Below are 12,354 nucleotides of genomic sequence, written 5' to 3'. Positions count from 1 at the left end.
GTTTCGAGATATATGAGGTCTAGGGGGGATTAAAATAGCTTGCAAGGATTAGAAAATTCTAGAGCTATCTATATATTGTTTAGACACATCATTTAAGGCAGCCAGGATAGAGGCTGCATCTTCAGTCGCCAAAGCGTTACTGATTTCCTGCATATAATGCGTGAGTTGGGCTTTCACTTTACTTGAAAAATCAGGGCTGACCGGTTGATCTTCATAGAGCAAGACATAATTTTTTGTAAAACCATAGATGAGTAATAAGGCACAATGTTCTAGAGGATGTTCGGCCTGAATAATGGCCTGTTCACATTGAGATTTGATTTGTTTGTAGGTATCTGTTCCATTCGGAAGCGCTTGAAAGGTTTCAAAGATCGTTTGGAAAGTCATTTGAATTACTCACTCAAAAAGAAAATCTACAGATCATTGCAATGAAAATCAAGTCATAATTTTATATTTAAAATAATTATTACAAACTATTTAGTTTAGAAGTATAAATAGGGATTTATGGGTCTAATCATTTAAATCCTGATATTAAAAATAAAGATGTATTAACTGTGAATATTGATTGAACAATCTCATTCGCAAGGTGAGGTGTGCTAAATTTTTTAACATTTCCGATACTAGCTATATACATGCAGTACAAATTAAAAAAAGCTTAAATGTGGGAAAATGTATGGAATTATTTGATTTTTATTGGGTTAGCTATGGTTGCGAAGAATATTTTATTGGCCGGAAGTCTTGCTTTTGTTTTGGTGGGCTGTACTTCGATAACAACCATGACACCTGCTCAATTCAGTCAGTTAAGTCCGACCCAGATTCCATTTTCAGGGAGCTGGTCTGGCGAGGCAGGGGCATCGATGGCCGTTTTAAAACTAAATCGTCAGGGAAGCGGTATGTTGTGTATGGATGATCGTAAGGAAGCGATGTCTTACAAGGTAAAATTGGTCGACAATGTGCTGTACAGTGATCAAGGTATAAAATTTAATGTGAAAGCATTGAACCCTAGTCATGCAAAAATTCATGTGAGTTTGTTGGGTATTGGTGCGACGCTGGATCTGAATAAAGATGATTCACTCAACAATGTCACACCCCGTTGCAAGCAGCTTTTAACCGGTGCATGAGTTGATGATTTGATTTTTTCTTATGTTGTTCATTTTTAAATTTTTCCGCTGATCACGAGAGTGCTATGTTTTCTCCTTATATTCATGCATTTGCATTGTTTTTCTCTCTCTTAAACCCCTTCCTGATGAGTGTCTATATGGTGGGGATGATCCGTAATACCGAGGCCAAGGTATTTAGTAAAGCATTGATTCAAGGCAGTTTAATTGCTTTTGGGGTGTTTATCCTGTTTGCATGGGGTGGTGAAAACATTTTTAGCCGTTATTTGAATGTCCGCTTTGAATCCTTCCAGATTTTTGGTGGCTTCATCTTTTTGGTGATTGGCTACCGTTATGTGTTTCAGGGTGCGGAAACCATTGGTGAGATGCGGGGAGCGCCTGAGCATCTGGCGGGTACCATTGCGATGCCTTTTATGATCGGTCCGGGTACGATTAGTGCAGCGGTCGTGACCGGAGTGAGCGTACCGTTTAGCGGTGCAATTGCAGTGATCGCGCTTACCTTGATCCTGACCTGTAGTATTCTCATTCTGATGAAGTTTGGTCATGATCACCTTCGTTATAAACATGCCAAATATATTGACCGGTATTTTGATATTGTTGGTCGGTTGTCTGCCTTGCTGATTGGTACCATTGCAATTGATATGATCGTCAATGGAGTAGTGGGTCTGATACGCTCGGCCAATTTAAGCTAGAACCATTGAATAATCTTTGAACTGGAGCTGTTTTTATCCGGAATAGAGCCTTTTATCCCGTGTAAAAACAGCTTTAATGTCATTATTTCCAATTAAATAATAGAAAGATCATAAAAATAATTGATGATGTTTTAGCGTTTTGCGCATATTTTTATGCGCATGAATCAACGATAATAATCAGGTTACATTCTTAATGAGCTGTTCTCATGTATCAATTAGATCAAGCGAACCAGGCGCCTGATGACCAGTCAGAGCTGACCATGACCGTTTTGATGACCCCAGACATGGCAAATTTTTCAGGCAACGTTCATGGGGGGACGATTCTCAAGCTGCTCGATCAGGTTGCATATGCATGTGCAAGTCGATACTCAGGAAGTTATGTGGTGACTTTATCGGTTGACCGGGTGAATTTTAAAGAACCGATTTATGTGGGCGAACTGGTGACATTTCTGGCCAGCGTCAATCATGTTGGGCGCACCTCAATGGAAATCGGTATCCGTGTCGAAGCGCAACATATCCAGAATAGAACCATACGCCATACCAATACCTGCTATTTCACCATGGTTGCAGTGGATGAGCAGCGTAAGCCTAAACAGGTACCCGCCTTAAATCTGGATACGGAATGGAAACGTTGTCGTTTCGAGGCAGCAGAGCAGCGTAAGGCTACACGTTTGCAAGAAGTTCATCAACCTTCATGCAGTATGTTTAAAAAATCGACGCAATGCTAAGCGTCTAAATTTTAATATGCTTAAAAAGTAAAAATCGGACCGCAGCATGGTCCGATCTTTTTTTACATTGGTAATGAAATAAGCGTTAGATCATTACGAATGTTGGTCTAAAGGTCTGGAGGAGACCTTCAGATCTGCTTAGTTTGTTGGTGCAGGTGTAGATGCAGGTGCTTCAGCAGTTGCGTCAGTCGCAGCTTGAGTACCAGGTTGCTCTTGAGTAGAAACAACTACTCTGTCCTGAGTCTGAGCTTGTTCTTCAGCTGTTGCTGCAAATGAAGACGCTGCAGCAAGAGTAAGAGTTGTTGCAAGAAGAGTTTTGATAAGTTTCATGTTTGGCATCCTTATTTCATTTAAAATAACAGCCATCAATGGAGGATTCAGTCAATCCGAATCTCTCATTTCGGCATGAGGTCCATGCTATGGGCCAAACGTTTTTGCAGCAACATCCTTAAAAATCTATTACGTCCTTCTTAACAATATGAAATATTGCGTCGCTTTATGTAGTCGCTGTGTAAAATAGCATGGAGAAATTAAGGATGAAAATGTATGGAAATATGTTTTTGTGATCAAAAAATAAGCGAATTTTTTACGTATTTTAAACATTGATTTAAGTTTAACGAATATTGGTTAATTGAATAAACCATTTGTTTTTTTAGATTAAATATATTTTTTAGATGTTGATTGTGATGAATATCACCTTATTTTTAATTAATGCGTTTAAAGGCATAGTATATCAATCGATATTCTTTAATTTATTTAATCAATTTTTCTCTTTAGAATGAAATAAATTTTTAATGCGAGTGTCTGGTGAAATTTCTTGCGCCCAAAACGGTCCCCACCCATATTATTTCCGGTTTTCTAGGAGCGGGTAAGACTACGTTATTACAGCACTTATTGACGCAAAAGCCTGAGAATGAGACTTGGGCAATCTTGATGAACGAGTTTGGCCAAATTGGTGTCGATCAACAATTGATTAGCCAACAACAAGGTTATGCAGTCAAAGAGCTATTGGGCGGCTGTCTATGTTGCAGTAGCCAATTGCCGATGCAAATTGCACTTGCACGACTATTAACTGAAAGTAAACCTGACCGTTTATTTATCGAGCCGACTGGTTTAGGCCATCCTGCGCAACTTCTGGAACAATTGACTGAGCCACACTGGCAAAGCAGTTTGGCGATGCGGGCTTTAGTGATCGTGTTGGATGGTAGCCGTTTACATGATGGGCAGTGGGTCAAGCAAAACTTATATACAGATCAACTCAAAGCGGCACAAATTGTGGTGCTATCCCATATTGACTGTATGACTGCAGAGGACCGTCAGGCTTATATTGCATTAAAACAAGACTATGAAACCTATGTTCAATATTGGATAGAAGCTGAAAATGGGCAAGTGGATATTCACCGACTGGATATTCAGCAGCAGGCACTGCAACGTAAAATCCAGCCTTTATTAAAGCTACAACAAGCACAACCGACCCATGCACCAGTCGCTGAAATTAAACAGCTGCCTTATCACTATATTGAGACGGCTCAGGGGTATACGGTTGCAGGCTGGAAACTTCCCAAACGTTGGCAGTTCAATTTTTATGAGCTGCTGGATCTGTTGTGTACACAGCAAGACTGGGTACGGATCAAGGGAATTTTTCATACCGATCAGGGCTGGAAAAGTTTTAATTTCAATCCGCAGCAATTTAACTATAAATCTGCCGAAGAAGGCATTGATAACCGGATTGAGGTGATTACGCAGTCTGAGCAGGATTGGCTGGCATTTGAGACCCAGTTACTGGCTTGTTGCAATCCTGAAGATTCATCGAGCACCTGAATAATTCAGCGCATTCTTGCCCGCAAAATAGAGTATGCTTAGCGCCAAATTTGAGAGTACCGTATTTTAAGAGTATCGTTTATGGCGTTAAAAGCAACAATATATAAGGCAGACCTGAATATTGCCAATATGGATGAGCATATCTATGCAGATTATCAACTGACACTGGCATTGCATCCATCTGAAACCATTGAGCGTTTAATGGTTCGCATTCTTGCTTATGCGCGTTTTGCCGATGAGCGTCTGGAATTTACCAAAGACCTGTTTGAAACAGATGAACCTGCTTTATGGCAAAAAGACCTTACAGGACTGTTGGAAAAGTGGATTGAAGTGGGTTGCCCATCGGAAGATAAAGTCAAAAAGGCCAGTGCCCGTTGTAAGCAGGTGGCTGTCGTGACGTATGGCTCGCAAGCAGACGACTGGTGGCAGAAGAATAGCAAGATTAAAACCTTAAACAATGTACAAGTGTGGCAATTGACCCCTCAAACCACACAAGCGCTTGAAGGCTTATGCGAACGGACCATGCAATTACAGCTGAATATCATGGATGGCGAATGGACCTTGCTCAGCGACAAAGGTCAGGTCGACATTCAATGGCAACAATTGCAATAATCTTGGTTTGAGTAATTTGGAGAGATAGAAATGAGCGCAGAATTAGAAATTATTGATTTAAAAGTCGGTGAAGGTAAAGAAGCGGTGAAAGGTGCCTTAATTACCACGCACTATACCGGATGGCTAGAAGATGGCACCCAGTTTGATTCTTCACTGGATCGCGGCAACTATTTTGAAACCGTGATTGGCACAGGCCGTGTGATCAAGGGTTGGGATCAGGGCATTATCGGCATGCGCGTGGGTGGCAAGCGTAAACTGATTGTGCCAGCACACTTGGCTTATGGCGCGCGTAAGATTGGAAAAATTATTCCGGCCAATGCCAATCTGACCTTTGAGATCGAGCTTTTTGATGTAAAAACCCGCGACGAATAACATTTTTGTAGCGTAGTAATGAAGGTGATTTAGTCTGATTTTTAGCTAAATCACTTTAAAATCAAATATATACTATTATAAATACAATCATTAAATAACATCATGATTTTTAAATAAATTTCTTTTATCTGAATTATAGAGCAACCCAAGAGAAAAATATTGATTCTATATACGCTCCTGTATATGTTTGAATGAAAAGCGCAATTTTTGATGATGCTGTTGCAAAACCCCATTATTCACTACAGGTCATGATCATTTGTGCTTTAGGTGATTACAGGTTGCGGGGGCGAGAGCAATCGTAATTCAGCCATGATAAAAAATAGCATAAGCAACGATAAGAATTTGAGTGAGTAGAGGTGGGTATGAATGATTATTTGGATATCACTGCATCAGAGTTGTTAAGGGAGCTGGATCATTTTTTTCTGATTGATACCCATGATGGTGCGGAAACCGGTTTCTGGGTCAATGAAAAAGCTTTAATGGATAAACATTACTGGCTGGATGGTGAATATAAAGTCGAAATTTTGAGGTCATTGCAGCCATCGCATCAATATGCGCCGCATGATTATAAATTGACCCGTTTGGCGACAGGCGGAGATGACAGTAATGTGATATTACTGGAATATGATGGTGTGCATAAAAAAATATTGACCTTTCGCCGTGGGGAATGGGTGAACCGTTTAAATAAATATTTTTATCAAAAAGAACGGCACTATTTACAGCAGCTCGCAGATGATCCGAATTTTCAGTCCATCCAGTATTAAAGCCAGCCAATCACGACTCGAAAACTCCTAATGTTGCGTGTCATCTTAGGAGTTTTTAGATTTTTGTTAATAAAACTCCAGTTATCCTGTGATTTATTTCATAAAAAATACTTTTAAGTTTATTTTCAGTTTTTAAAATTATAAATACAATCCATATTCCCAGCTGATCATTTAAATTCTCTGATGTTTCAATAAAGTGTAAGAGGCTTCAGGCATGCTTTGCGATCAGCACATTTCTAATCTTGAGACGATATCTCTATGACCACACGTTTCGTGTCTCCGACCTTAAATACAGTTTTAGGTCTTGTGTTTGGCGTGGTTGCCAGCACCACTACGTTTGCTGCAAAACCAAAAATCGATGCAACCACCTTAACCGTCATTGGCTATCATGAAATTACAGACAGGAAAGATGCGCTGATTCCTAGCTATTCGGTGACGGCACAACAGTTCAGTGAACATATCGACTGGCTCAAGAAGAATGGCTATCACTTTATTAATGTTGATCAGTTGATCAAGGCACATCAGGGCAAGTATCGACTACCGGCAAAACCAGTGTTGTTAACGGTGGATGATGGTTATCAATCTTTCTACCAAAATGCCTATCCGATTATTCGTGCTAAAAAAATCCCGGTGGTGCTGGCAGTGGTGGGGTCATGGCTAGAACCTAAGGCGGGCCAGAAGGTGGACTTTGGCGGTGAGGAAATTGCACGCAATAAAATCTTGAGCTGGGAAGAGCTGAAAGATATGCAAAATAGTGGTCTGGTGGAAATTGCCAGCCATAGTTACCATTTGCATCAAGGCATTAATGCCAATCCTCAAGGCAATCTGGAGCCTGCCGCGATTGCACGCATTTATGACCCAAAAAGCAAAAGCTATGAAAGTGATGCAACTTATCAGGCACGTGTCTTTGGTGACCTGAAAAAGAATAATGAGCTATTAAAAGCCCATGGCCTCCGTTCACCGCGTGTCATGGTCTGGCCGTATGGGCGCTATAACATGCAACTGGTACAAGCCGCGAAGCAGCTCGGTATGCCGATTACCATCACGCTGGACGATGGGGCAGACCATGCCAAGCAATCCTTACAGAATATGAGTCGTATCCTGATTCAAGGCAGTATGTCGACCAGTGCACTGGCGCAAGAAATTAAAAACCGTGAACTGAACCTGAACGACAATAATCGTCCGCAAAAAATCATGCATGTGGATCTGGACTATATTTATGATCCGGATGAGAAGCAGCAAGAACGTAATCTGGATCATCTGATTGACCGTATTAATGGCATGGGCGTCAATACCGTCTATTTACAAGCCTTCTCTGACCCGGACGCCAACGGCTCAGCGGATATGGTGTATTTCCCGAACCGCCATATTCCAATGCGCGCCGATTTATTTAATCGGGTGGCTTGGCAAATCCAGACCCGCACCCCTGTACAACGTTTATATGCGTGGATGCCATTATTGGCGTGGGAACTGCCTAAAACCGATCCGGTATCCAAAGATCTGGTAGAAACGCAGCAGGCAAAAGCAGGCGAGCATTTGAATATGGGCTATATCCGTCTCAGCCCATTCTCGCCAGAAGCGCGTCAAACCATTAAGGAAATTTATCAGGATCTGGCAAAATCGACGCCGTTTGATGGCCTGTTGTTCCATGATGACGTGACCTTGTCAGACTACGAAGATGCGAGTCCAGAGGCTTTGGCTGCTTATGCTAAGCAAGGTCTGCCGACCGACTTGGCAAAGATTCGTGATAATGACGCTGATTTGCAAAAATGGACGGCGTATAAGACACGCTATTTAGATGATTTCGCAATGGAACTGGCAGGAGAGGTGCGTCAATATCAACCTTTCCTGGTGACTGCACGTAATTTATATGCACAGGTGGCGTTAAATCCTTATGCGGAAAACTGGTATGCCCAGTCGTTGGAGCAATCACTGAATCGTTATGACTTCACCGCGATTATGGCCATGCCTTATATGGAGCAATCCGAGAATCCGGAAAAGTTCTACAGCGATATTTTAAATCGTGTGAAGAAGTATCCCAATGGTGTGAAAAAAACCGTAATGGAGCTACAGGCCATTAACTGGCGCAATAATGAAAAAGTGCCTTCCGAGGAAATGTCAGCGACCATTAAGTCTCTATATGAGCAGGGCGCGATGCATATTGCCTATTATCCTGACGATCCGATCAAAGGGCATCCAGATGTAGAAACAATGCATAAGGCTTTTAGTCTAAAATCATCTCAATTAGTACCATAGTCGAGTAATGTAGATGAGTTGGCTTGCTTTATTGTGGTCATATGCCATTAAGTTTGTTTTTTACTATCCCTTGTTCATGTCGTATTTGTGGATGGTCGGGGCAATTATTTTCTACTGGAAAGAGCGTCAGGATCCGCCTTATCAGCAACCTGCTGCTTTACCTGAGTATCCAAAAGTTGCGGTTTTGGTTCCCTGCTTTAATGAAGGGGACAATGCTGAAGAAACCATTAGCCATGCACTGAAACTGGACTATCCCAATTTTGAAGTGATTGCGATTAATGATGGCAGTTCTGACAATACTGGTGAAGTGCTGGATCGTTTGGCGACCCAGTACGACAAATTGCGTGTGGTCCATTTAGCGCAAAATCAGGGTAAGGCCATGGGTCTGCAAGCAGGTAGTCTGATGACCGATGCTGAATTCCTGATCGGGATTGATGGCGATGCCTTGCTCGATCTGCATGCCGCTACATGGATGATACGACATTTTCTGGAAGATCCAACGGTTGCAGCGGTAACAGGTAATCCACGAATCCGTACCCGTTCGACCTTACTTGGACGGATTCAGGTGGGCGAGTTTTCTTCAATTGTCGGCATGATCAAGCGTGCCCAGCGTACTTTTGGCCGTTTATTTACCGTATCCGGGGTGATTACCGCCTTTCGTAAAAGTGCGGTGCATCAGGTGGGCTACTGGTCACCGAACATGCTGACCGAAGATATTGATATTACCTGGAAACTGCAACGTGCCGGTTGGGATGTGCGTTTTGAGCCGAATGCGCTGGTGTGGATTTTAATGCCTGAAACCTTAAACGGGTTGTGGAAGCAGCGCTTGCGTTGGGCGATGGGCGGGGCACAGGTACTGGTCAAGAATATTGATGTCTTCCTGAAACCAAAATTAAATTTTTTATGGCCGTTGATGTTTGAGCTGTGTTTGACACTCGTTTGGTCATATTTGATGCTTATTATGGCGGTGATCTGGTTATTGCATTTCGTGCTTGCGATACCGGCACTGGCAGTGGTCAGCTCTCCATTTTTACCATATGGCAGTGGAATTTTATTGGGGGCCACCTGTCTAATTCAGTTTGCTTTAAGCAAATGGATGGATAGTCGTTATGAGCCAAACTTAGGGAAAAATTATTATTGGATGATTTGGTACCCGTTTGTGTTTTGGTTAATCACGATTACTGCTACAATCGTCGCCTTTCCAAAGGTCCTGTTGCGTAATGATGAAAAGCGTGCCCGTTGGATTAGCCCAGATCGTGGAATTCGTTGAATCGCAAAGATTCATTTTGCTGAGTAACAAGCAATGAAAGCAGACAGTTTGATTATTGATATACGTCGCCAGCTCCCATGGCATAAACGTTATTTTTCGACCACCACCACCGCAATGATGTGGGCAGTCTGGTTGTTATTATGGCGTCCCTTTATTTTGGTCTGGGTCTTGATTGAATTACAAAAGGCCCATATTGCCCAGCGTTTGATGTCGGCATTGAGTGACGGCATCGAGCATGGCGTCACGGCCCTGTTTATGTGTGCAGTTGCCTTATTGCTTTGGGGACTGTTACCGGCCAAACGTGTACATCAAAAACATGTAGTGGAAAAGACACTACCTGATTATGCACGTTATTTTGAGCTACCTGAGCAAGAAATTCAGGCAGGGCGTCAGCAGAAGATCAGTATCGTACATCATGATGAGAATGGTAAAATTATTCGGGTGGAATAATCTTTGCTGTTTTAGAGTGAATGCCTGAGTCTTTTCTCGGGCATTTTTATTTTATCTTTATAAATTTCAGGCATAAAAAAACCAGCTTACGCTGGATCTTTATTTGCACCATCTTTCATTAGCTGAAAAATGGTGCCCGAGGCCAGACTCGAACTGGCACGCTTTGTGGGCGGGGGATTTTAAATCCCCTGTGTCTACCGATTTCACCACTCGGGCATGTGCGCAATAATAGAGGACACTTTAAAACTTGGCAAGAGTAAAACTCACTATTTGCTTTTTTTTCAAGCGATTCAGAAGTTTGTCTGATGAAAATTAAGCAGTGTCATATAACCTTCATGATTCTTTCATCAAACTGAGATTAAAGCTTCATGTTGGCGAATTAACTTTACTCATTTATTTAAACCAATAAAAGTAAGGTAGCTATCCAAATGACAGCAAAAATTTCACGGCGGGAACTCATTCAAAAAAGTCTATTCGGTTTCGGGGCGTTGTCTTTAACTGCGGGGTTGACGGGCTGTAACGACAGCTCAGATCAAGAGACAGCAACATTGCAAGTGAATTTTGAACATGGGGTTGCCAGTGGTGATCCATTGCAGGATCGCGTGATCTTGTGGACACGCTTGACGCCAAGCGAGAGTAGTGCGCGTCTGCAAGTGACCTGGGAAATCGCTTTAGATCAGCAATTTAAGCAAATCATTAAAACCGATAAAGTCATGACAACGGCAGCCTATGATTTTACCGTGAAGGTCGATGCCACAGGTCTAAAAGCAGATCAAAGCTATTTCTACCGTTTTATCTTTGGAGATAAGGTTTCACCTATCGGTCAAACCAAGACTTTGCCCAGCAGTGCGACAAAAGTCAGTTTTGCGGTATGTTCATGTTCTTATTATCCGGTGGGCTATTTCTATGTCTATCGTGAAATGGCCAAGCAAAATGTCGATGTAGTGATTCATCTGGGTGACTATATTTATGAATATGGTGCAGATGGTTATGCAAAAGATGAAGCTGTTCGTAAACTTGAAGCAGATAATAATACGGAAATTATCAAATTAAATGATTATCGCAAGCGTTATGCGCTGTATCGTAAAGATAAAGACTTGCAGGCATTACATCAACGTCATCCGTTTATTGTCGTCTGGGATGACCATGAGTTAGCCAATGATGCATGGCGGGAAGGAGCGGAAAATCATATGGAAGAAACTGCACAAGCAAAGAATGAAGGTAAGTTTTTAGAAAGAAAGTTGGCAGCTCTACAGGCTTATTTTGAATGGATGCCGATTCGTCCAGTGGATGAGCAACATACCAAGATTTATCGCCAGTTTGACTTTGGCGGGCTGGTGAATTTGATGATGCTGGATACTCGTATTATTGCGCGTGATCAACAGTTGGATTATGCCGAGTATATGTCTGCTACAGGGCTGGATATTGCCAGATTCCAGGCGGATTTAACCAATCCAGCACGTACTCTAATGGGCTATACCCAACGTGACTGGCTAATTGGAAAACTGCAACAGTCGACAGCAAACTGGAATGTACTTGGCCAGCAAATTCTCATGACCAAGATGCTGGTGCCTGCTGAGTTATTATTTGCATTGGCAGAAATTACTTCAGGAAAGCCAAGTACGGGCACCTTAGAAAAGATGAATGCGCAGATTGCCGAGCTGATAACCTTGAAAATCCGTTTACAGAAAGGTGATCCGACTTTAACGGCACAAGAAAAAGCACGTGTGTTAACTGTTGCACCCTATAATCTGGATGCATGGGACGGTTATTTTGCCGAGCGTGAGATTGTGTATGCTGCTTTGGCCCAACTCAAGAAAAAAGTCGTGGTGCTGGCAGGGGATACCCATAATGCATGGTCCTCAAATTTATACAGTAAAGATGGGGCATTTGTTGGGGTAGAGTTAGCCACCAGTTCAGTGTCTTCACCAGGGCTGGAAAAGTACCTGAATATTCCTTTGGCCCAGTTGCAGCAATTTGAATTTGCCTTTACCACCTTGATTGATGAATTGAATTACTGCAATTTAAATCAAAGAGGTTATTTAATGGTTCAATTTGATACAGCGCAGGTTCAGTCACAGTGGATTTATCTGGATTCGATCAAAAAGTCTGACTATGCGGTTGATCAGAGCCGTGGCTATCAGTTAACACTGGATAAAAACTTAGTCGCAGTCAAAACAGGGCAGCAAGTGGCTTAAGTTTCAAGCGTGGTGGGAAGCCAAGTCAATGTACTTGGCTTTTTTATGATATTCCAAATTTCAGGCATAAAAAAAC

13 protein-coding genes and 1 tRNA gene are annotated in these 12,354 nt (G+C 42.1%); 11 read left to right on the top strand and 3 right to left on the bottom strand.

Going from position 1 to position 12,354, the window contains the following annotated elements:
- Window positions 1-48 precede the first annotated feature (48 nt).
- Window positions 49-384 (bottom strand): hypothetical protein, encoded by a 336-nt coding sequence (locus MSG93_RS14880; RefSeq protein WP_005288357.1) that lies wholly within the window; start codon window positions 382-384, stop codon window positions 49-51.
- A gap of 317 nt (window positions 385-701) precedes the next feature.
- On the opposite strand from MSG93_RS14880, the gene MSG93_RS14875 reads away from it, so the two are divergent.
- From MSG93_RS14875 to MSG93_RS14865, 3 genes are all read left to right on the top strand, one after another.
- Window positions 702-1,118: a J517_1871 family lipoprotein gene (locus MSG93_RS14875; protein ID WP_324622368.1), complete on the top strand. Its 417-nt coding sequence runs from the start codon at window positions 702-704 to the stop codon at window positions 1,116-1,118.
- 65 nt (window positions 1,119-1,183) lie between these two features.
- Window positions 1,184-1,807 (top strand): MarC family protein, encoded by a 624-nt coding sequence (locus tag MSG93_RS14870; RefSeq protein ID WP_005231852.1) that lies wholly within the window; start codon window positions 1,184-1,186, stop codon window positions 1,805-1,807.
- 206 nt (window positions 1,808-2,013) lie between these two features.
- Complete coding sequence (locus MSG93_RS14865) at window positions 2,014-2,535, top strand: acyl-CoA thioesterase (RefSeq protein WP_005231850.1); 522 nt, start codon at window positions 2,014-2,016, stop codon at window positions 2,533-2,535.
- 138 nt (window positions 2,536-2,673) lie between these two features.
- Here MSG93_RS14865 and MSG93_RS14860 read toward each other — a convergent pair whose 3' ends face one another.
- Entirely contained in the window at window positions 2,674-2,865 is a 192-nt protein-coding gene (locus MSG93_RS14860; RefSeq protein ID WP_009511294.1) for a hypothetical protein, read from the bottom strand.
- A 477-nt stretch (window positions 2,866-3,342) separates the two neighbouring features.
- Here MSG93_RS14860 and MSG93_RS14855 point away from each other — a divergent pair, with 477 nt between their 5' ends.
- The 7 genes from MSG93_RS14855 to pgaD all read left to right on the top strand — a co-directional run bounded on the left by MSG93_RS14855 (window position 3,343) and on the right by pgaD (window position 10,080).
- Entirely contained in the window at window positions 3,343-4,356 is a 1,014-nt protein-coding gene (locus MSG93_RS14855) for a GTP-binding protein (RefSeq protein WP_324622367.1), read from the top strand.
- A gap of 81 nt (window positions 4,357-4,437) precedes the next feature.
- A complete protein-coding gene (locus tag MSG93_RS14850) occupies window positions 4,438-4,968 on the top strand; it encodes a YaeQ family protein (protein WP_324622366.1) in 531 nt (176 codons plus the stop codon).
- 30 nt (window positions 4,969-4,998) lie between these two features.
- Window positions 4,999-5,340, top strand: a complete 342-nt coding sequence (locus MSG93_RS14845; RefSeq protein WP_005288344.1) for an FKBP-type peptidyl-prolyl cis-trans isomerase — start codon at window positions 4,999-5,001, stop codon at window positions 5,338-5,340.
- 362 nt (window positions 5,341-5,702) lie between these two features.
- Window positions 5,703-6,104, top strand: coding sequence for a hypothetical protein (locus MSG93_RS14840; protein WP_324622365.1), 402 nt, complete (start codon window positions 5,703-5,705; stop codon window positions 6,102-6,104).
- 258 nt (window positions 6,105-6,362) lie between these two features.
- Window positions 6,363-8,360: a poly-beta-1,6-N-acetyl-D-glucosamine N-deacetylase PgaB gene (pgaB, locus tag MSG93_RS14835; RefSeq protein WP_199974697.1), complete on the top strand. Its 1,998-nt coding sequence runs from the start codon at window positions 6,363-6,365 to the stop codon at window positions 8,358-8,360.
- Between the two features lie 13 nt (window positions 8,361-8,373).
- On the top strand, window positions 8,374-9,630 hold the full coding sequence (gene pgaC, locus MSG93_RS14830; RefSeq protein ID WP_324622364.1) for a poly-beta-1,6-N-acetyl-D-glucosamine synthase: 1,257 nt from the start codon (window positions 8,374-8,376) through the stop codon (window positions 9,628-9,630).
- Window positions 9,631-9,663: 33 nt separating this feature from the next.
- On the top strand, window positions 9,664-10,080 hold the full coding sequence (gene pgaD / locus MSG93_RS14825; protein WP_324622363.1) for a poly-beta-1,6-N-acetyl-D-glucosamine biosynthesis protein PgaD: 417 nt from the start codon (window positions 9,664-9,666) through the stop codon (window positions 10,078-10,080).
- Between the two features lie 130 nt (window positions 10,081-10,210).
- Here the strand turns inward: pgaD and MSG93_RS14820 are convergent.
- Window positions 10,211-10,296: transfer RNA gene (locus tag MSG93_RS14820), tRNA-Leu, on the bottom strand.
- 212 nt (window positions 10,297-10,508) lie between these two features.
- On the opposite strand from MSG93_RS14820, the gene MSG93_RS14815 reads away from it, so the two are divergent.
- Window positions 10,509-12,278, top strand: coding sequence for an alkaline phosphatase D family protein (locus MSG93_RS14815; RefSeq protein WP_324622362.1), 1,770 nt, complete (start codon window positions 10,509-10,511; stop codon window positions 12,276-12,278).
- Window positions 12,279-12,354: the final 76 nt, after the last annotated feature.

Origin of the sequence: Acinetobacter sp. IK40 (assembly GCF_035615075.1) — a bacterium.
Taxonomy (GTDB): Bacteria; Pseudomonadota; Gammaproteobacteria; order Pseudomonadales; family Moraxellaceae; genus Acinetobacter; species Acinetobacter courvalinii.
The sequence above is the reverse complement of the archived record's forward strand: the minus strand, read 5'-3'. Positions and strand labels throughout refer to the sequence as shown.